This window comes from Paenibacillus sp. JT22N12 (assembly GCF_056269365.1).
Genome location: NZ_JBWDNU010000012.1, coordinates 60,179 through 80,836, shown reverse-complemented (window position 1 = coordinate 80,836; position 20,658 = coordinate 60,179). Strand labels below are relative to the sequence as shown.

Here is a 20,658-nt window from a genome sequence, read left to right as displayed (position 1 = left end):
AAAATAATCACAAATCAGCTTATACTATAAATATAAGTCAATTGGATCACTAAGGAAGAAGGGATACCTATGGTTGACAAGGATCAGAATAAATCGGGCGAACGTATAGCAAAACAGGAGAAACGCTTAATCATATTATGCATCGCTGTAGCGTTCATAATGCTGCTCGCTTTATCCCGGCGCATATTTTAAAACGAAATTGAACATGGGGCTGCAACTATTCTTTTTATTTTATTAACAACAGGAGGGATTCGACCATGCTGCTTAGCGGATACGATCCGGTCATGTACAGCCGAATACTAACATCATTCACCCTCGCTTTTCACATTATTTATGCGACGGTCGGCGTCGGGGTGCCGCTTATGATCGCACTCGCGGAGTGGATCGGTATCAGACGCAATGACGCTCACTACCTGCTCCTGGCCAGACGTTGGGCGCGCGGGTTCGTCATCACCGTGGCAGTCGGCGTTGTGACGGGAACTGCTATCGGACTGCAGCTCAGTCTGCTCTGGCCCAGCTTCATGCGCGTAGCCGGCCAATCCATCGCGCTGCCGCTGTTTATGGAGACCTTCGCTTTCTTCTTCGAAGCGATTTTTCTTGGAATCTACCTGTACACCTGGGACCGCTTCAAGAATAAAATGGTTCACTTCTGGCTGCTCGTGCCTGTTGTGATCGGATCATCCGCATCGGCATTCTTCATTACGGTCGTCAATGCGTTCATGAATGCGCCAGCCGGCGTAACGGTCATAGATGGCGCGATTACCGATATTTCGCCGTTCGGGGCTATGTTGAGCCCGGCTATGCCGACCAAAGTCTCGCATGTCCTGATCACTGCTTACACGACATGCGCCTTCGCGCTTGCCGCCATTGCCGCTTTTTCGCTGCTCAAGGGCCGCAACCACGTCTATCACAAAAAAGCGCTGAAGATAACGATGGTATCCGCCTTTGTTTTCCTTATCGGCAGCGCAGTCATTGGCGATTTATCCGGTAAATACCTGGCAAACTACCAGCCGGAGAAGCTGGCCGCCATGGAATGGCATTTTGAAACCTCTTCGCAGGCCCCCCTTGTGCTAGGCGGTATCCTGGATGCGAATAATAACATTAAATACGGGCTGAAAATCCCCTATGCCCTCAGTATATTGGCTCATGGACTGCCTAACGCGGAAGTTACGGGGCTTAACGATATTCCCGATGACGAGGAGCCGCCGCTGTGGATCCATTATCTGTTTGATATCAAAATGGGCTTTGTCGCCTTGATGGTTCTGATCTCGATTGTATTCATGTTGGTGCTGTGGCGCAAACGCCATCTTGCTTACACGAACAAATGGCTGCTGCGCGCCATTGTTCTTGCCGCCCCGGTCTCGATGCTGACGATCGAGCATGGCTGGATATTCGCAGAGGTCGGACGCCAGCCATGGATTCTGCATGGCATCATGAAGACCTCCGAAGGCGCCACAACCTCGGATCATGTGGATACGATGCTGATCGTGTTCACCGCCTTGTACGCTGTGCTCGGCTTCACCTCCGTGCGCGTGCTGATCAAGATGTTCAAAAGCAATCATGTGGAAGATGAAATGAAAGCCAGAGGGATTGAGGAGGGCGATGGACAATGAGCTATGAAGTGCTTGGCATATCCGTACTCTGGGTCTTTCTGTTCGGCTATCTCATTGTGGCCTCCATCGACTTCGGCGCCGGATTCTTCAGCTATTACAGCACGATTACGGGCAAACGCCATCTGATCCAAAACATCATTGAACGGTACTTGTCGCCGGTGTGGGAAGTAACCAACGTCTTTCTCGTCTTCTTCTTCGTCGGCATCGTCGGCTTCTTCCCGGATACCGCCTATTATTACGGAACCGCCTTGCTGGTTCCCGGGAGCGTTGCGATTGTGCTGCTGGCTGTCCGCGGCGCTTATTATGCCTTCAGCGCTTACGGCTCCAAGAAGAATAACCGCTTCTATATCATGCTTTACGGAGCAAGCGGCCTGCTTATACCGGCGGCATTATCTACCGTGATGACCATTTCCGAGGGCGGCTACATCGCAGTCGATGCCAATGGCAAGGTCAGCTTCCTGTTCAGCAGGCTGCTCACCAGCAGCTACTCCTGGACTGTCGTACTGCTGGCTCTGGTAAGTGTGCTGTATATCTCGGCAATGTTCCTGAGCTACTATGCCAATCGCGCGAATGACCGCAATGCTTTTGAAGTGGTGCGCAAGTATGCGCTCGCCTGGAGCGGACCGACCATACTAAGCAGCCTGCTTGTTTTCTTCGCAATCCGCAACCACAACCCGGAGCATTTCCATCAGATGCAGTCCTATGCCTGGATGTTTGTCCTGTCTTTCGCCTGTTTTCTGATCGCCGTCTATCTGTTATATACACGCAAAAGATTGGGACTTTCCTTTATCTTCGTCATGCTGCAGTTTGGGTTCGCATTCTTCGGCTACGGAGCAGCGCATTTACCTTATATATTGTATCCTTACTTAACCATCTATGATAATTTCACAAGCGAGCCTATGGCCCTTGCTCTGATTGCCGTATTTATTCTTGGACTGCTGCTGCTGATTCCATCCCTATACCTGCTCATGCGGCTGTTCCTGTTCGATGCCAAGTACGTTCAGGGCAAACGGGGAAAATAAAAATAGTGTAAAACTTAGCCTATGCTTTCAATGCAGTTTTACTCCGTAAAACTTTAGGAGGGAATCATATGGAGGATTTTTTGATATTCGTCGCCCCTTTTCTTGTTGTTGCCTTCGCGATCGTATTTATCTTCTGGCTGTTCGGGAGAAAGCCGAAGCAACCAGACCAGTGATTTTCGCATAGCAGCCTTACAGGACTCTATACCAGCTCATGGCAGCGGATAGAGTCCTGTTTCTATGGAAAGTCAAAAGCAATTGTGGATTGGCCGCTGCTTTCGTTATAATGGGATCATCTGTTTCACTAGGAGAGTGTGCTCATGAACAGCAAAGAAATAGAAGAATGGGTTGCAGCGAACTATCAGCGGGACGAACAGATGATGGTGGACGCCTTCGCCCAATGGTGCATCAATCATGATCTTGATCCTGTGGAATTATACATACGCGCCTATCCGAATCAAGCGGCTAACGAGGCTTTGAACCAGGCCGTCTCCTTGTCCCTCCCGAAGGAAGAAGCCCCTGTGATCGATGATGATGCCCTGCTTCATATTTTAATGGTGTTTGATAATGAAGAGCTTGGTTTTGTCGTAAGCGGGGAAATCGCCAAGCGCAAGAAACGCTGACTTTGTCCATAACGAGGAATGCAGCCCTTTATCATTGATCAAATCAGTCCAGAATGAAGCTCCTTCAATTAAGGTGTCACATATGAAAAAAGAGCTGAGCCGTTGAGAAATAACGGTTCAGCTCTTTTTGATTTACTTCACAAATCCGGACAATCCGGCTGGTTCACAGCCCTGCTTGCCTGCCTAACCTGTGATTCCTGGCATGTTGCTGCTGCAATAAACTTAGTCGAAATAAACGGCTTTGCCGGTACGTGCCGACTCGTAGATGGCTTCAAGAACTTCGGAAACAACCAAAGCCTGTTCCGGTTTAACCAGTACATCTTTATCGTTCAGGATAGCGTCTACCCATGTGTGCATTTCCAGCACGGAAGGCTCTTCGCTTGCGCCATCGTAGAAAGCGACGCCGCCGCTGTTCAGCTCGATATCGTTGACATACAGACGGCTGTTTTTCTCGCCGTTGATGCGCAGACCGTTCTTCATGTCCGCACCTGCTTTGGTACCGGAGAGCGAAACTTTCGCTTCATCGATATCAAGCGAGTTAAGCGCCCAGCTGGCTTCGATTACGATCGATGCGCCGTTCTCCATTGTAATCATGGCAAATGCCGAATCTTCAACGGTGAACTTCGCCGGATCCCAAGATCCCCAAGCGTTAGCCGCATTCTCGGTTTGGGACAGCTTGTGATAAGTACGTCCAAGAACAGCCTTAGGCTTGTAGTTGTCCATCATCCACAGCACCAGATCAAGTGCATGCGTACCGATATCGATCAGCGGACCTCCGCCTTGCTTCTCTTCGTCCAGGAAAACGCCCCATGTTGGAACGGCGCGACGACGAATAGCATGCGCACGCGCATAATAAATCTCGCCAAGCTCGCCTTCCGTACACAGCTGCTTCAGGTAGCGGCTGTCGCTACGGAAACGGTTGTTGTAGCCAATGCTCAGCTTCTTGCCTGTACGCTGCGAGGTTTCCAGCATGCGGCGTGCGTCAGCAGCTATCTTTGCCATTGGCTTCTCGCACAATACGTGCTTGCCGGCTTCCATAGCGGCGATCGAAATTTCCGCATGGGAATCATTCGGCGTACAAACATGAACGGCATCAATCGAGGAATCGCTGAGCAATTCATGATAGTTGCTGTATACTTTTGATTCAGAGCTGCCGTATTTCTCTTTGGCGTCTTCTGCACGATCAACTACGATATCGCAGAATGCGACAATTTCTGCATCCTGTACCTTTGCAAGACTTGGCAAATGCTTACCGTTTGCGATACCTCCGCAGCCGATGATGCCAATACGTAACTTCGACATTGATTCTACCTCCATAATGTGAACTTCATATATTTTTTATTGCATGCTGCTTGTTTCATGACACAACAAACACTAGAATAAGTATAGACGATTCCGACTACAAAAAACCAGCTTCGGAATGGCGCTGCTTTTATGTGATTTTGTCGTCGAAGGGATGGTAGCGTGGAAGTTTATAACGAAAAAGTAGACTATGAAAACCCTCTTTTGTCGATTCGGGTGTATCAGTCCCAGCGAAATCATGATTTCACCATAAACTGGCATTATCATCGGGAGATTGAATTGCTTCTTGTCAACGAGGGTGTTCTGGATGTTTATATAGATGAAGAATTGGTACGCCTCGAAGCGGGCGATGTGGCCATTATCGGCTCCAGCCAGCTGCACCGCGACCGCAGCCTGGGAGTCCCGCTGAATTATAATGTGCTCCAATTCGACATTGAGCAATTTTTTGATCACAGCACAATGCCCTATATGCGTTTTTTCTCCGAGACGAAGAATCCGCTCAGCCGGGCGAATTACATTTTCCAGGAGAACGAGCAGGCCAACAAGGAGGCCGCGGACTGCATCCGGGCGATCCTTAAGGAAGTCACGTTCAAGCAGACCGGCTACGAACTGGCCGTCAGCATGATTATCAAGAAATTGCTGCTGCTGCTCATCCGCAGCGACACAAAAAAAATGCTCGCCGAACGCGAGGATTTTGATCGGGCGCGCCTTCGCAACGTGCTGGATTTTGTTGAGGATCACCTCACGGACCGCATCCAGGTGGAAGAAGTCAGCAAGATGGCCAATATGAGCTACTACTATTTCGTGAAGTTTTTCAAGAAGGCCATTGGCCTGTCCTTTACCGAATATGTCAATTACCGCAAGATCAAATGGGCCGAGCGGATACTGCTGACCAAGGATCTGAGCATATCCGAGGTAGGCGACCATATTGGGATGCCCAATATGGCCCATTTCTATAAAATGTTCAAGAAATACAACGACTGCTCGCCCAAGCAGTTCCAGAAGCGGATGCTCGCCTGGAACCGGGGATAAACGCCAGGAAGGAAGAAATGTCATTCGCCGTCCTCAGGCGGCAAAGTTGATTTCTTCCATTGGGACATTATTCTCGATAAGGCTATAAGGCAGAAAAAAGCCCGGATCACCGATTATTTCGATGATCCGAGCTTTTTTGGCATTACAAGCTTGTAGCCGACGCCGCGGATGGATTCAATCTGAACCGATTGCTGCCCAAGCTCCAGCTTCTTGCGCAGGGAGCTGACATGCACATCCACCGTACGCTGGCCGCCGATATAATCAAAGCCCCACACGACGTTCATCAGATCATCGCGCGTGATGACCATGCCCGGCCGCTGCACCAGATACAGCAGCACTTCAAACTCCTTCGGACGCAGGGGGATGGAATCCCCGCCCAGCACAACCTCGTACCGCTCCGGATAAATGGACAAATCGCCTGCCGTAATGACCTTGCCTGTCGTCTCGCTTGGCTTGCCTTCTTCCTGACTTGTCCGGCGAAGCACGGCCGAGACCCGCGCCAGAAGCTCCGCAACGCCAAACGGCTTGGTCATATAATCATCAGCGCCATGCTTGAGCCCCTGAACAACCTCTTCCTCGGCGTTGCGTGCCGTCAGCACGATAACAGGTGTCCGGTTGCCGCTTTGACGCAGCCTCGTTAAGATCTCAAATCCATTCATCCCCGGTAACATAATATCCAGAATAATCAGTTCAAACGAACGCTGCAGCGCGACTTGCAAACCCTCTGCACCATGATCGATAACTGTCGTGTCATACCCTTCCTGCGTTAAATTGTAGGAGAGCAATCTCGCCAGTGTCGGTTCGTCTTCAATGACCAGCACTCTTTGCGACATGTAGACCCCCAGCCTCCGCGCATGACTCCACGCGCGATTCCACTTTCTTATATATCTTAATCATATCATTCATGGAGAAGAATCGTCCAGCCTTGTTAACTGGAGGTCACTGCAGCACCGGCAGTACGATCGTGAAGGTCGAGCCGACACCAACGGTACTTTCAACGGTTATGGAGCCTTTATGCAGCTCCACCAGATGCTTGACGATCGACAAGCCAAGGCCTGTTCCGCCCGATCCGCGTGATCTTGCCTTGTCCACACGGTAGAAGCGCTCGAAGATGCGCGGCAGATCCTTCTTGGGAATACCGATGCCCGAATCCGAAATAGAGATGCGGATATGATCGTAGTCTTCCCCGTCGGATACATATCTGGTACCCGCTACCGGTCTGACGACAATCGTCACATGCCCGCCTTCCGGCGTATAGCTGATTCCATTGGCGAGCAAATTCATGATGATTTGCCGCAGCCTGTCCTCATCGGCCTCCGCGTAGATTCCAGGCTCCGCTTTCAGAGAAACGACGATATGCTTGCGTGCGGCCTCCGCGGACATCAGCTTGATGGATTTGTCGATAAAGGACGAGAGCTCCACAGGGGAGAACTGCAGCGGAATACGGCGCGACTCTATCTTCGAGAGCTCCAGAATATCGCCGATCAAACGGTTCAGGCGGTCGCTCTCGTCAAAAATAATTTGCAGAAAGGAGCGAGCCGTCTCCGGATCGTCCACCGCTCCGCCAAGAAGCGTCTCGGCGAAGCCTTTCACCGCCGTAATCGGCGTTTTCAGCTCATGCGAAACATTGGCGACAAACTCGCTGCGCATCCGTTCCAGCCGCCGGATGGCCGACACATCCTGAAGCACCAGCAGCACGCCGCCGAACTCTTCATCCTGAAAGATCGGAACGAGATTGAGATCAAGCAAACGCTCTTCGGGAAAATAAAATGTAATTTCCTCGCGCAGATGCTCTTTTCGTTCAAGTCCGTCCTGGATAATTTGCAGCAGCTCATACTGCTGCTTCGCCTCCAGATAATGCCGCCCGACCAGCTCCTTCGAGGAAATGCCCAGCATCTCCTCGGCGCAGCGGTTCATCAGCACAATGCTTCCATCCCGGTCGATCATCATAACGCCGTCAATCATATTGTCAAGCACGCTTGCCAGTTGGCTTTCGTTCTGATGAATACGTTCCATCTGTACCTGCAGACCATCCGCCATGGCATTGATAGCCAGACCAAGCTCCCCGATTTCATCATGGCCCTTCACGGATACTCTTGCCCGGTAATCCAGGTTTTTGATCCGCTTGGAGACGCGGGTAATCTGCTCCAGCGGCCTTGTAAGCCCTCTGGCCACACGGAAGCTGATAAATACCGCCACTACGAACAGAATAAGCAGACCCACGAGCAGCGTGGTCCAGATCCGCGTAATGCTCTCATCGACCTCCTTGAGGCTGAGCGACAGACGGATTATACCCGCATCCGGCCGTTTCGGATCGACAAGCATGGCCACGTACAGCAGATTTTGATCAATCGTATCGCTGCGGCGTATCGATCTGCCGACACCGGACTTCTCCGCTTCCTGTACCTCGGCTCGCTGCAGATGGTTGTCCATGGTCTCGGGATCATGATCGGAATCGCCCAGCACCACGCCGCTGCCGTTGATGAAGGTAACCCGCGAGTCCGTAATCTTCTTCAGCCGCTGGGCTTCCTGCGTATAGTAGCCATACAGCTCCTCCGGCGTCCCGTCTCGCCACTCCATTTGATCCAAAATGATTCTCATCTCTCGCACCATATTATCCTGCAGCGCATCCAGATGGTTATTCTTAAAGGTTTTGCCCATAAAGAGACCGGCAGCCAATACCGAAAGGCCGATCAATGTAATCATTATTATGGTCAGCCTTGTGCGAAAGCTATTCATCCCGTTATACCCCCAAGCTTTTCTTCCAAGCTTCATCGTACCTGTACAGAAGCTCCCATGCCAAGTGTTCTATTGTTAAGCTTTTGTAAATAAACACAAAGCCCTGTGCTTGGGGAAAAAGAAATCCCTCGGATCTGCATCCAGGGATCAGGTAAATATCCGGTTTAAACATGAGAATTATGATTGCTTATATTTTATACAAAAACCGGTTCTTTAAACTGTGCCAGCTTGGCAAAGGAATCCTGTTCGACATCCGCGTGCAGGCTGTTGCCGTGCGCATCCATCGTGACGATTGCGGCGAAGCCCTCTGTTTTCAAATGCCACATCGCTTCCGGTATGCCGAATTCCATATGATCAACGCCGTTCACCTGCTTGAAGCATTCCGCGTAATATTGAGCCGCTCCGCCGATGGCATTCAAGTAAACTGCTCCATGCTCCTGCAAAGCGGCGAGCGTCCTGGGACCCATTCCGCCCTTGCCGATGACCGCGCGGATGCCGAATTTCTTGATAATTTCACCTTGATACGGCTCCTCGCGGATGCTCGTTGTCGGTCCGGCAGCCTTCACATGCCAGCCTTCCTCATCCTTTAGCATAACCGGACCGCAGTGATAAATAACCGCACCGTTCAAATCAATCGGCGCATCGTGATCCATCAGATATTTATGCATCGCATCCCGGCCTGTGTGCATTTCGCCATTGATGACGACGATGTCGCCGACCTTCAGACTGCGCATCTGTTCTTCTGTAAAAGGCGTGTTCAGAACGACCTCGCGGCGCTCCTCCTGCCCTGTCACCGCCTCGGCAGCGGCATCTGCCGCCTGCGATACCATCGGGGTATCCGAACCGCTTGGATAGATCCATTCCTTGATTTCGCCGGAATCCGCATTCAGCAGCACGCCCTGGCGGCGATAGGCCCAGCAGTTGTAAGCGACGGAGACGAAGAAGCTGGCTGGCAGCCGGTTCATGACGCCCGCTTTGCAGCCGAGCAATGTTACTTGGCCGCCGAAGCCCATTGTGCCGATCCCCAGCTTGTTGGCATTCTCCATCACATAATGCTCCAGCTTGCGGAGCTCCGGATCGGGGTTCATATCGTCAACGTGGCGGAACAGCTGCTGCTTGGCCAGCTCGTAGCCCGTTGTGCGGTCGCCGCCGATCCCGACGCCGATGAAACCGGCGCTGCAGCCTTGGCCCTGTGCCTGATACACCGCGTGCATGACGCATTTGCGGATGCCGTCCAGATCGCGTCCCGCCTTGCCCAGTCCTTCAAGCTCAGTGGGCAGACTGTATTGAATGTTTTTGTTTTCGCAGCCGCCGCCCTTGAGAATCAGACGGACATCGATATCGTCCTTCTCCCACTGCTCGAAATGGATAACGGGCGTACCCGGACCGAGATTATCTCCCGTATTCGCGCCTGTCAGGGAATCGACGGAATTCGTCCGCAGCTTGCCGTCCTTGGTGGCGCGGGCAATAGCGTTTTTGATCTGCTGCTTCATGATGATTTGATTGGCTCCGACAGGCGTATGAACGATAAAGGTCGGCATGCCGGTATCCTGGCAGATAGGCGAAACATTGGCTTCGGCCATCTCGATATTGGTTGCGATGGTGGATAGGGATAAGCCGGCCCGTGTAGCGCGGTCCTCGGCCTCCTGGGCCGCCTGAATGACCTTGCGCACATCTCCGGGAAGATTGGTTGAGGTTTCCACAACAAGTTTATAGACGCTTTCTTCGAACTGATGCATAAATGAGTGCTGTCTCCTCTCACTGGTCGCGTATGTTTTTTAGCTATATAATAACATATACAACCTATGGCAGCATATCGTTTCTCAAGGAGTGTAACCAAGCTATGGACAGTCATTTCATCGCCTATATGTACCGTCTGCAATATATCGAGCGCTGGAGCCTCATGCGCAATACGACGCGTGAAAATGTAGCCGAGCATTCGTACCATGTCGCCCTGCTCGCCCACATGCTGTGCGAGATCGGCAACCGCATATTCGGGCGCAAGCTGAATGCGGACAGAGCGGCGTCGATGGCGCTTTTCCACGACGCCACTGAAGTGTTCACCGGCGATATCCCTACGCCGGTCAAGCATCACAACCCGAGGATGCTCGCGAATTTCCGCGAGCTTGAGGCCATGGCTGCCGAGAGGCTGCTCGGCATGGTTCCCCAGGCGCTGCAGCCGGCTTATGCGCCGCTCGTCAGCGGCAAAGCGGCGCATGTGACTTCGATGGCGGCAGACGCAGCAGAAGCAGGCGCAGAGGCCGGAGAAGCAGGCGTAGAGGCCGACAGTACCGCCGGCTTGCCGCCCCGGCCGGACGCCGGGCAGGAGCGCGAGCTGCTGAAGATCCTCAAGGCGGCCGATCTGCTCGACGCCTATATCAAATGTTTGTCCGAGCTGTCCTCCGGCAACCGGGAGTTTGCCGTTGCCAAGGGTCAAATCGAGCAGTCTCTGGCCCTCCTGAGAATGCCGGAGATCGACTGGTTCCTGACCCATATGGCGCCAAGCTTCAGCAAGACGCTGGACGAGCTCTCTGCTGATGAATGAAAACGGAAGCAAAAGTTGATCGGAAAAGAAGGGTTTGGGAGCAGAAACGGGGAATACCTTCTGGATAACAGAGAGGAGAATGTGAAGATGAAGGTATTGTTTATCGGTGGAACGGGCATTATCAGCGAGGCAGTCTCCAGACTGGCTATTGAACGGGGCCATGACCTGTATTTGTTCAACCGCGGCAAGCGCGATGAGCTGGTGCCCGAGGGAGCCAAGGTCATCCAGGGCGATATCCGCGATCCGGAAGCGGCGGCATCGCTGCTTGCGGAGCATCAGTTCGACAGCGTCGTCGACTGGATTTCCTACACACCGGACCAGGTTCAGACCAGCATCAAGCTTTTCAAGGGGAGAACCGCCCAGTATGTCTATATCAGCTCGGCATCCGCTTACCAGAAGCCGCCCGAGCACTATATCATCACGGAAGAAACTCCGCTCACCAACCCGTATTGGCAGTATTCCCGGGATAAAATCGCCTGCGAGGAATTGCTGGCTGCGGAACTTGAGCAAAGCGGCTTCCCTTACACGATTGTCAGACCTTCCTTTACGTATGGCAATACGATGATTCCCGCTTCTATAAGCAGCTGGCAGCATCCATGGACCCTTGTGGACCGTATGCGCCAAGGCAAAAAAATCATCATTCACGGAGACGGAACCTCGCTCTGGACCATGACGCATAACACAGACTTCGCCGTAGGCTTCCTGGGGCTGCTGGGGCATCCCGAAGCCATTGGCGAAGCCTTCCATATTACATCGGATGAAGTCATCAGCTGGAATCAGCTGTATGCATCCATTGCCGCGGCTGCCGGAGCGGAGCTGTCTGCCGTCCATATCTCGTCCGATTTTCTGTGCACCTACTCCCCTGACCTGATCGGCGGCCTGCTGGGCGACAAAGCCGTCAGCAGCGTCTTTGACAACAGCAAAATCAAACGCCTCGTGCCCGAGTTTAACGCAAAGCTGTCATTTGCCGAAGGCATCCGCCGCTCGGTCGAATGGTTTGAGGCGCGTCCGGAGAAGTGCACCATCGATGCAGAATGGAATAATTGGTCCGATACCGTTATCGCCGCTTATGAGAATGGCTTTAACAAGGGCTGACGCCCTTTTGCTCATTCTGGGTACGGGCTGAAGAAACGATCCTCCAGTGCGATGCATAAGGCGTGGTAGATGGGCAGGTGCCGCTCCTGAATATCGGGAGTGCTGTCCCATGGCACACAAATGACCGCATCGCACAGCTCTTTCATTCTTCCGCCTGTTCCTCCCGTCAGACCGATCGTCTTCATCCCTTTGGCTTTGGCTACTTGAAGAGCGCGGATCACGTTGCGGGAATTGCCGGAGGTGCTCAGACCAATCAGAGCGTCACCGGGTCTGCCATAGCCGTAAACCTGCTGGGCAAACACCATATCCGCCGAAACGTCATTCATGAAGGCAGTCATCAGCGCTGTATGGCTGACCAGCGAAATTGCGGGTAACGCGCCCTGCAGATTATCACAAATCTCCGCTTCCTCGCCCGGGAATAAAGCCCCGAGCTCCTCACGAAAGGCCGTCGGAACTGGCCGCTTCTGCATAAACCCCTTCATCAGCTCCCCGACTATATGCTCACTGTCGGAAGCACTCCCGCCATTGCCGCACACAAGCACCTGGCCGCCCATGCTGTAGCTGCCTTCCAGCAGCTCATAAGCCTTCCCGATATCGGACAGGCAGCTGTCAAGCTCCGGATATTTTGACGACAAAGCAGAAAATACGGGTTTGATTACCATTAGGTTTACCCCTCTCTTAGTTGTTCCAGTTGATAAGCCGCTACGGACAAGCTGGCATAGTCTCCGATCTGCTCGCCAAGCGCAGCCGGAACGATGCGGCATACATTCAGGGAATACGGCAGCGTCTCTGCCTTCAGCACCTCGAAGAGCGTCTCATCCAACAGCGCCTGCTGGCGCGCATAGATGCTGCCTATGACAATCAGCTGCGGATTCAAAACATCAATCAGCAGAGACAGGGCTTTTCCAAGCTTGCTGCCCACCAGGCGGAACACCTCGACCGCAAGCGGATCTCCCTGCCGCGCCGACAGGCCGACACGCTCCGCTGTTACACCGGCCAGATCCGACGCTTGCGGACAGTATGCCGGACGCTCTCCCCTTGCGTGGGCTTCGACGGCTTTCGCCTGAGCAAGCCGGGCAATGCCACCTCCGCTGCAGAAGCCCTCGAACGAGCCAGCTTTTCCATAACCGACCGGTCCCTCGTCTTCAATCCGCATATGCCCGACTTCACCAGCCATGTCATTGGTTCCCGAGTACAGACGGCCGTTCAGGATCAGACCTGAGCCCATCCCTGTCCCGAAGGTTAGAAAAATAACATTCTCGAGCCCCCTGCCTGCGCCCCATTTCCATTCCGCAACGGCGCAAGCATTGGCATCATTTTGCAATCCTGCAGGAACCTGGAACTGCCTGGAAAAATAGTCCACGACCTCAATGCCATCCCATCCAGGCAAATTAGGGGGAGACAATATGATCCCCCGCCTGCTGTCCAGCGGCCCGCCGCAGCTGATTCCGATACCTGCAAGAGCCGGTCCGCTTTTATGACTTTCTTCATTGGTGCCCGCCAGTTCACCCAATAGCTGCCTCAACGCTTCTTCGATGCGCGCAAGAGCAAGCTCAGGGCTTGGAGGGGTTGCAAAACGCTGCTTGGCGATGATATCAATTCCGCCCATGCGCTCCTGTCCCAGACTGACCGCACATTTGGTTCCTCCGATGTCGATTCCGGCAAGAAGACTCATCTTTTATCATCCTCTCTTTTTTCGTTGGCTAAAGCAGCAGCTCGTGGAACACTAGCGAAGCTGCTCCAATCGCTCCGGCCTCCTGCTTCAGGGCAGAAACACCGATGCGCACTTGAGCAACTCTGGCGCGAAGCGGCTGCGCCTCCACCCTCTCCCTCAAGACCGGCAAAAAAATCTCCTCTGCCAGGTGAAAATGATCCCCGCCCAGCACGATTAAATCCACATCAAGCAGATTGACCGCTGTGACCATGGCCTGTGCCATATATCCGGCAGCGCGGCTTACGATTTCCATGAACACGGTGCCCGGCTTTGCCGCTTGGACTAGCTGGCGTATATCCGGAAAATCACCGTAGGCCGAAGCCTCACGCAGCAGAGCAGGTATCGAAGCATAGGCCTCCAGACAGCCATATCCGCCGCATAGGCATGGCCGCCCATTGCTCTCTACGATAATATGGCCCAGCTCAACGGCATTCCCGCTCTGCCCCCGATATATTTCATCGCCGGCAACCAGACCGCCGCCAATCCCCATCCCCCAATACGCATACAAAAAAGAATCCGTCCCCCATCTCCCCGCCCAATGCTCGCCGATGGCCGCTACCGTGGAGCTGTTGTCGATCACGACCGGACAGCCAAGCTCCCCGTGCAGATGGTCCCGGATCGGAATACGGGACCAGGCTTCATAATCAGGAGGTGATACCACTTCTCCGTGGACGTAGTCGATCGGACCGGGCGTGCCGATTCCAACCCCGACTATTTTGTCGCGGATGGAAGCATATTCGGCCCCTTTCAGGATGGACGACGCATAAGCGGTCATACGGTCCATCGTTTGCATTGGAGATTCCTGCGCAGGAATCGGCTCGCATTCATAATGGATCACATGACCCCGGAGATCGACCAGTGCCTTGGACAAGCTGTCACGCTCCATGCAAAACCCGATGGCATAAGCTCCTTCGGCGCGAAGCTCCAGCTGCACCCGGTTTCGCCCGCGCCCTCCGGTCCCTGCCGTACCTGTCTCCTTCAGCAGCCCCTCCTCCATAAAGCGGCGGACAACATTGGTAAGTGTCTGTGGGCTTAGGCCGGTATAGTCCACAAGCGCAGCCCTGGAAATGGGGGCCTGCTGCCTTATGGCGTGTAGGACAATGGATTCATTAATCCGCTTTAGCTGCCGCTGTGAAGATGGGATCGCCATATCCGCTTATAGCCCCCTGCCATTATTTTAATTAATCCAATACTTTGATTATATCATAACGGAAGACACTGCCCCCCGTCCATCATCAATAATAAAAAAGTTGTCCCCAGCCATTAGAATGGCCAGGAACAACTTTTTAGTCGCAAAACTATAAAATACCCTTCTTATTTCGAGTTATCCCGCCACTCCACCAGGAACTCGCCTTCGAAGGATTCACCTTCATATTTGCTGTGCTCCTCGATAGCATTGCCACATTCGCAGGAGATCTGATCAGCGCCGTAATTATCGGTGCCAAACACGATCCGCTCGTTCCGGAATGCACGCTTGCCGGGAGTCACTTTATATTCCTCGCCGCAATTCAGACAACGTATGACAAAACCTGCTTCCATACGATTCCCTCCCTCAGGCTAATGATGGATCAGAAAACACGCTCCTGTATGCTAATCCAGAAATTCCTTCAGCCGCTTGCTCCGGCTCGGATGTCTGAGCTTGCGCAGCGCCTTCGCTTCAATCTGACGAATACGCTCGCGGGTCACACCGAACACTTTGCCTACCTCTTCAAGGGTCCGCGTACGCCCGTCATCAATCCCGAACCGCAGGCGAAGCACGTTCTCCTCGCGCTCGGAGAGCGTGTCGAGCACATCCTTCAGCTGATCCTTCAGCAGTTCAAAGGCAGCGGCATCCGCTGGGGCGGGCGCATCCTGATCCTCAATAAAGTCGCCCAGATTGGAATCATTTTCTTCGCCAATAGGAGTTTCAAGCGATACCGGCTCCTGCGATATTTTCATGATATCGCGGACCTTCTCCGGTGTCAGCTCCATTTCCTTGGCAATTTCTTCGGGGAAAGGCTCACGTCCGAGCTCCTGAAGCAGCTGTCTGGAGATACGTACATATTTGTTGATCGTCTCCACCATATGAACAGGAATCCGAATCGTTCTGGCCTGATCCGCAATGGAGCGGGTAATGGCCTGTCTAATCCACCAGGTGGCATAAGTGCTGAACTTGAAGCCTTTTGTATAATCAAACTTGTCCACTGCCTTGATCAGACCCATATTACCTTCCTGGATCAAATCAAGGAACAGCATGCCACGCCCTACATATCTTCGCGCTATACTGACAACAAGACGCAAATTCGCTTCCGCCAGTCTGCGCTTTGCTTCTTCATCTCCAAGGTTGATTCTTTTCGCCAGGTCCACCTCATCAAGCGCCGAGAGCAGCGGAACACGACCGATTTCCTTTAAATACATGCGGACGGAATCATTGATCTTGATGCCGGGAGGCAGTGTCAGGTCATCGCCGTAATTCAGCTCGTCCAGATCCCGGTCGCCCGGCTCCTTCGGCGCATCGTCGACGGCTTCATGCTCCACTTCAATTCCCAGCTCGGACAGCTGTTCAAAAAAATCATCGATATCCTGCGTGTCCTGGTCAAAAGGAGCGAGCTTCTCAATAATTGTCTTGTCGCTGAGCGAAGAGCCTTTCTTGCCTTGCTCGATCAATAATTCCTTCGTCTGTTCAAGCGTAAGATCCGTATCTGATTGCTTTAGATAATCGTTCTCCATAATCCAGCTCCCTCTCTATGGAAACCATTTTGCGGCCGCTCCGAGCACTTTTTCGCGCTTGACAGAGAATTGATAAAGTGCTATCATAAATCTACATGAGTTTATTATGATACCATAACCGATATTGTATCACAAACGCCTTTTTCAATCAATAATATCCACCAAATTCCTAACAATAAATTTCAAACCTGACTATCAGCCGACTTCCTTGCGAAGCCGGCTTTTTATTTTATTATGATCCTTCGTCCGGACCTCTAGCCTACGGGATGATTCAGACGGAATTCCGTCGGATTCTCCCCGGTGTATCTCATAAATACCTTCGTGAAATAACGGCGCTCGGCATAACCCACTTCCTTGGCGATCTGGGCAACGCTTTTGGGGGAATGCACAAGCATCGACTTGGCTTTCTCCATACGCTGGCGCGTCACGTATTCAATAAAGGTTTCGCCATAGGTCTGCTTGAACAGCAGGCTGAAATGCGAACAGGAAAGTCCTGCATGGGTAGCCGCCTCTTCGACACTCAGGTCACGGAACAAATGCAGGTCCATATAGGCGCGGGCCTCAATCATCAATCGCTGCGTCTGCTTCCGCTTATCGGAAGAACCCGCCGCCTCGGAGCCCTGCCCCTGTTCTTCTTCCTTCTCCTGCAGCCGTTTGCCGCGCTGTCCGTCCATGACGCGGGCAATAACTTCTGTCAGCTCGTCGTAGGGGATCGGCTTGAGCACATAATCCTTGACCCCGAGCTGCATGGCGGTACGGGTATACGCAAAATCCTGATAACCCGACAGCATAATAATATCGCAGTTCATCCCCTGTTCCCTGATATGGCGGATCAGCTCAAGCCCGTCCATAACAGGCATGCGGATATCGCACAGGACGAGATCGACAGGCTCCGCCTGCAGTTGTTTAAGCGCTTCTACTCCGTTCCTCGCCGTGCCGGCAATCTTCAGGCCCAGCGTTTCCCAAGGAATAACCTTCTCCAGATTGCGGGTAATATGGCGCTCGTCATCCACCAGAAGAACTTTTCCGTTCACATCTCATCACCTCTGCTTCGCGGTATCCGGATACGGATAACTGTGCCGTACCCTTCCTGACTGCATAAACGCAGCCCGTATGCAGGGCCGTAATGAATTCGCAGACGGTCGGCTACATTCCGCAGCCCAAGTCCGCGCCGCTCGCCGAGCTCGGCAGCATCGGCCAGACCTGGATTCTCCTGCTCCTCGCCGCCCAAGCGTCTGAGCGCCGCTTCATTCATGCCGATTCCGTTATCCTTAATCTCGAACTCCACGGCTCCTTCCCTGAGCCTTACGGCAATCGCAATTAAACCGACCCCTTCAAGCCCTTCAAAACCATGCTGAATGCAGTTTTCCACCAGCGGCTGCAGAGTCAGCTTGAGCACCTCGTAATCCAGCACTTCCTCCTCTACATCCAGGGTATAGGTAAAGATCTCCTCGAATCTGTATGTCTGAATTTCCAGGTAGCTTCGCACATGCTCAATCTCCTGCCGGACGGTAATAACCTCCGATTGATGCATGCTTGTTCGAAGCAGATTGCTGAGTCTGCGGACCATCTGCATAATCTTGGCTCCTTCATTCTGAGCGGCCATTGCGTTGATCGATTCCAGGGTGTTGAACAGAAAATGCGGCTTGATCTGTGCCTGCATCAGCATCATCTCCGCCCGCTGTTTCCTCTCCTGCTCAGTCCGCACCTCGCGCAGCAAACGGCTGATCGTCTCCACCATGCTGTTGAAGCTGCGTGCCAGCAGTACCGTTTCATCGCGGCCGGCGGCCGGCACGCGGATATCGAGCATACCCTGCTCCACCAGCCGCATCTTGCGGACAACCCGAATAATAGCCTTGGCTACGCGGCTGACGAAGAAAATATTGAACAGCACCGCCGAGATCAAGCAGAGCAGGGTAATGCCGCCGATCCACTGCACGAATCTGACATTCTCGCTGGTCAGGGACTGCCAGGATTTCACGGATACCAATACCCAACCATTACGGTCCAGATTGTAAGCCGAGACCAGAGAATCCTCATCGCCAAAGGATGACCGCTGGCTGGCATAACGCTCTGTTCCCTGCAGCTTGAGAGTCGTCTGCGAATCCGTCTCTTTGCCTTCCAGAGCATGAAGGCTGTCCAGCATGACCAGGCCGTCCCGGTTCACAATCAGGTAACGCGTCTTGGTCTGCTCCTCGCTCGGCAGCGCGAAATCCTGAAGCATGCTGTCAATTTCATTGGTTTTGACCTGTGTGATCATAATCCCCCGGTCATTCAAGGTTTCGTAGTCTTTGACCAACCGCATCTGTGTGAACAAAGAAAGATCACTGCCCGTCAGCTCCTGCTGTTCATATGGCCCGATCCAGACAGGAAGGCCGTTCTTCTTCATCACATCCTTGTAGATGGGGTGGATCTGCAGCAGCTCATAGGAAATCGGGCGGAAATTTGTCGGATCATTGCGCGAGGATTTGAAAATCGAGCCGTCCTTGCCATACAGCATGATCATGCTGAGTGCTGGATTCTGAAACAAAATCCACCCAAGCGACTTTTCATATTGGCCGATTGCAATAAGACTGCTGGCATCTCCCCTTGGATCAAGCGAGCTGCGGAGCGCATCCTGCACATAGGAGCTGGTGACGCTTGAATCCGTCAATTGGTCAAGCTCCTTGAAAAAATATCGGATATTGCCCCCGACTGCCTTCAATGTAATTTCCGTTTGCTCGCTGTATTTCTTCTCCAGGAGACGCTCCGAATTGACGAAGGAGGCAATCCCCAGAGCGACCAGCGGAACAACAATCAATCCGATAAAAGCTAGCAGCAGCTTGGGCCGCAAATTCATCGCAGGCAGGCTCCTTTAATTCCGATTCTATCTGGCGCTTCCATGATTTCCCGGGCAATATTTGACACTTTTCGATAAATCAGGGATGATTGGCTTTGTCCTGCGCGGTCTGGAGCTGCTGCGCGACCTCTTCCGGACTCTTCACCTGACCGATCAGCTCCTGCAGGCCTACCCCGATATCCGCGCTGACGCCCGGCTGTAAAATCGCGTCGAAGGCTCTCCAGGACGAGCTGGCATTCACCATGGCCTTCAGCACCTCCGAGATCAGCGGGTCTATACCGGACAAATCCGAAAGCTTCATGGAGGGCAGCAGCTTATCTTTGAGCAGCGTGCGCTTCTGTACCTCTTCGGTGTAGAAATTTTTGATAAACGCCTTCACCATCTCCTTCTGGCCGCTGCCCAGATTGGCCGAGAACCCGAAGCCGTTGGAGTAGCTGGCATTAATAGAGGTTTGATCCCCCTTGCCGCCTTCGACCGCCGGAAAGGCAAAATAGCCGATGCTGCCGTCCAAACCGCCCGCTTCCGCTCCGGTGAAACGGTTCACATCCCACGTGCCCGTAAATATCATAGCCGCTTCCCCTTTGAGGAATCTCGAGCTTTGCTCTGCGTAAGGAAGCCCAAGCGAGCCGTTGGTGAAATAATCGTTGTTGACAAGCTGCGCGTAATCCTCAAAGCCCCGGACAAAATCGGGATCGGTCCACCTGGCTTCACCGGTGAGCAGCTTTTCGAATCCATCAATCCCGACGTTCCGCTCCATGATCGTGTTCCACATCATCCCGGCCGCCCAGGGATCCTTCGCAGCCAGTGCGAACGGGGTCAAGCCTTTTGCTTTTAAAATATCGGCTGTTGCAATCAAATCATTCCATGTCGTTGGGATCGACAAGCCCAGATCGGCAAAGATCTTCTTGTTATAAAAAATGCCTTCGCTGTAGCCTCCGAAGGGCAGGCCGTAGACCCGGCCATCGACCGTGAATTCATCCAGGCTGGAGAACTTGGAGGCTATACCCAGCTCCCTGATGATCGGAGTCAAATCCAGCATCCGGTTGGCTTTTACATAAAGATGAAGATCAGCACCCCCGAACACTTCGAATATGTCCGGTGGATTGCCGACAGCCATTTCCCCCTTCAGCTTCTGGTCCCGGTTCACGACCTCGTCAATGCCCTCCAGCTCAAAATGCAGCCCGGGATTCTCGCGTTCGGTCTTGGCGACCACATCCTGAAAGATCCTCAGCCGCACCTTGCTTGTCTCCTTGATTTGCGTATGCCGCAGCGAAAGCTTGATTGTCTTAACCGAGGGATTGGCTTCAACCTGGGCGTTCGATGCTTCCTTGCCAGAGCCGCAGCCTGACAGAACAAGAACGATCAACAAGGCAGCACCCGCATAAACCGCAAAACCCTTTTTCATTCCGGCACCTCCCCAGATATGTA

General features: G+C 52.9%; 19 protein-coding genes. 7 read left to right on the top strand and 12 right to left on the bottom strand.

Features of this window, described 5'->3' with window-relative positions; translation table 11 throughout:
• The first annotated feature begins 257 nt into the window (after positions 1 to 257).
• The 4 genes from AC0YOA_RS30245 to AC0YOA_RS30230 all read left to right on the top strand — a co-directional run bounded on the left by AC0YOA_RS30245 (position 258) and on the right by AC0YOA_RS30230 (position 3,255).
• Positions 258 to 1,613 carry a cytochrome ubiquinol oxidase subunit I gene (locus tag AC0YOA_RS30245; RefSeq protein WP_475789784.1) on the top strand — a complete coding sequence of 452 codons (1,356 nt, stop codon included), beginning with the start codon at positions 258 to 260 and terminating at the stop codon, positions 1,611 to 1,613.
• Positions 1,610 to 2,635, top strand: a complete 1,026-nt coding sequence (locus AC0YOA_RS30240) for a cytochrome d ubiquinol oxidase subunit II (RefSeq protein ID WP_475789783.1) — start codon at positions 1,610 to 1,612, stop codon at positions 2,633 to 2,635. The genes AC0YOA_RS30245 and AC0YOA_RS30240 overlap by 4 nt, the downstream gene beginning before the upstream one ends.
• A 68-nt stretch (positions 2,636 to 2,703) precedes the next feature.
• Positions 2,704 to 2,808 (top strand): cytochrome bd oxidase small subunit CydS family protein, encoded by a 105-nt coding sequence (cydS, locus tag AC0YOA_RS30235; protein ID WP_475769225.1) that lies wholly within the window; start codon positions 2,704 to 2,706, stop codon positions 2,806 to 2,808.
• 144 nt (positions 2,809 to 2,952) lie between these two features.
• Entirely contained in the window at positions 2,953 to 3,255 is a 303-nt protein-coding gene (locus AC0YOA_RS30230) for a hypothetical protein (RefSeq protein ID WP_210037285.1), read from the top strand.
• 222 nt (positions 3,256 to 3,477) lie between these two features.
• On the opposite strand, the gene AC0YOA_RS30225 is transcribed toward AC0YOA_RS30230, so the two are convergent.
• Positions 3,478 to 4,557, bottom strand: a complete 1,080-nt coding sequence (locus AC0YOA_RS30225; RefSeq protein WP_210037284.1) for a Gfo/Idh/MocA family protein — start codon at positions 4,555 to 4,557, stop codon at positions 3,478 to 3,480.
• 162 nt (positions 4,558 to 4,719) lie between these two features.
• Between AC0YOA_RS30225 and AC0YOA_RS30220 the strand changes: the two genes are divergently transcribed.
• Positions 4,720 to 5,589: an AraC family transcriptional regulator gene (locus AC0YOA_RS30220; protein ID WP_210037283.1), complete on the top strand. Its 870-nt coding sequence runs from the start codon at positions 4,720 to 4,722 to the stop codon at positions 5,587 to 5,589.
• A gap of 113 nt (positions 5,590 to 5,702) precedes the next feature.
• On the opposite strand, the gene AC0YOA_RS30215 is transcribed toward AC0YOA_RS30220, so the two are convergent.
• From AC0YOA_RS30215 to AC0YOA_RS30205, 3 genes are all read right to left on the bottom strand, one after another.
• On the bottom strand, positions 5,703 to 6,422 hold the full coding sequence (locus AC0YOA_RS30215) for a response regulator transcription factor (RefSeq protein ID WP_210037282.1): 720 nt from the start codon (positions 6,420 to 6,422) through the stop codon (positions 5,703 to 5,705).
• A gap of 106 nt (positions 6,423 to 6,528) precedes the next feature.
• Entirely contained in the window at positions 6,529 to 8,328 is a 1,800-nt protein-coding gene (gene pnpS, locus AC0YOA_RS30210) for a two-component system histidine kinase PnpS (RefSeq protein ID WP_475789782.1), read from the bottom strand.
• A gap of 194 nt (positions 8,329 to 8,522) precedes the next feature.
• On the bottom strand, positions 8,523 to 10,067 hold the full coding sequence (locus AC0YOA_RS30205) for a fumarate hydratase (protein ID WP_475789781.1): 1,545 nt from the start codon (positions 10,065 to 10,067) through the stop codon (positions 8,523 to 8,525).
• Positions 10,068 to 10,171: 104 nt separating this feature from the next.
• Between AC0YOA_RS30205 and yfbR the strand changes: the two genes are divergently transcribed.
• Positions 10,172 to 10,873: a 5'-deoxynucleotidase gene (yfbR, locus tag AC0YOA_RS30200; RefSeq protein WP_475789780.1), complete on the top strand. Its 702-nt coding sequence runs from the start codon at positions 10,172 to 10,174 to the stop codon at positions 10,871 to 10,873.
• An 87-nt stretch (positions 10,874 to 10,960) separates the two neighbouring features.
• Complete coding sequence (locus AC0YOA_RS30195; protein WP_475789779.1) at positions 10,961 to 11,968, top strand: SDR family oxidoreductase; 1,008 nt, start codon at positions 10,961 to 10,963, stop codon at positions 11,966 to 11,968.
• Positions 11,969 to 11,979: 11 nt separating this feature from the next.
• On the opposite strand, the gene AC0YOA_RS30190 is transcribed toward AC0YOA_RS30195, so the two are convergent.
• The 8 genes from AC0YOA_RS30190 to AC0YOA_RS30155 all read right to left on the bottom strand — a co-directional run bounded on the left by AC0YOA_RS30190 (position 11,980) and on the right by AC0YOA_RS30155 (position 20,635).
• Positions 11,980 to 12,630: a D-sedoheptulose-7-phosphate isomerase gene (locus tag AC0YOA_RS30190; protein WP_475789778.1), complete on the bottom strand. Its 651-nt coding sequence runs from the start codon at positions 12,628 to 12,630 to the stop codon at positions 11,980 to 11,982.
• Between the two features lie 5 nt (positions 12,631 to 12,635).
• The gene (locus AC0YOA_RS30185; RefSeq protein WP_475789777.1) at positions 12,636 to 13,643 is read right to left on the bottom strand and encodes an ROK family protein; all 1,008 of its coding nucleotides are present in this window, start codon (positions 13,641 to 13,643) and stop codon (positions 12,636 to 12,638) included.
• Positions 13,644 to 13,671: 28 nt separating this feature from the next.
• The gene (locus AC0YOA_RS30180) at positions 13,672 to 14,832 is read right to left on the bottom strand and encodes an ROK family transcriptional regulator (protein WP_475789776.1); all 1,161 of its coding nucleotides are present in this window, start codon (positions 14,830 to 14,832) and stop codon (positions 13,672 to 13,674) included.
• A 164-nt stretch (positions 14,833 to 14,996) separates the two neighbouring features.
• Positions 14,997 to 15,221, bottom strand: a complete 225-nt coding sequence (locus AC0YOA_RS30175; RefSeq protein ID WP_475769216.1) for a hypothetical protein — start codon at positions 15,219 to 15,221, stop codon at positions 14,997 to 14,999.
• Positions 15,222 to 15,272: 51 nt separating this feature from the next.
• Positions 15,273 to 16,391 (bottom strand): RNA polymerase sigma factor RpoD, encoded by a 1,119-nt coding sequence (rpoD, locus tag AC0YOA_RS30170; protein WP_475789775.1) that lies wholly within the window; start codon positions 16,389 to 16,391, stop codon positions 15,273 to 15,275.
• Between the two features lie 254 nt (positions 16,392 to 16,645).
• Positions 16,646 to 17,425, bottom strand: a complete 780-nt coding sequence (locus tag AC0YOA_RS30165; protein WP_475789774.1) for a response regulator transcription factor — start codon at positions 17,423 to 17,425, stop codon at positions 16,646 to 16,648.
• Positions 17,422 to 19,230 (bottom strand): sensor histidine kinase, encoded by a 1,809-nt coding sequence (locus AC0YOA_RS30160; RefSeq protein WP_475789773.1) that lies wholly within the window; start codon positions 19,228 to 19,230, stop codon positions 17,422 to 17,424. The genes AC0YOA_RS30165 and AC0YOA_RS30160 overlap by 4 nt, the downstream gene beginning before the upstream one ends.
• Positions 19,231 to 19,309: 79 nt before the next feature.
• Positions 19,310 to 20,635 carry an ABC transporter substrate-binding protein gene (locus tag AC0YOA_RS30155; protein WP_475789772.1) on the bottom strand — a complete coding sequence of 442 codons (1,326 nt, stop codon included), beginning with the start codon at positions 20,633 to 20,635 and terminating at the stop codon, positions 19,310 to 19,312.
• Positions 20,636 to 20,658 lie beyond the last annotated feature (23 nt).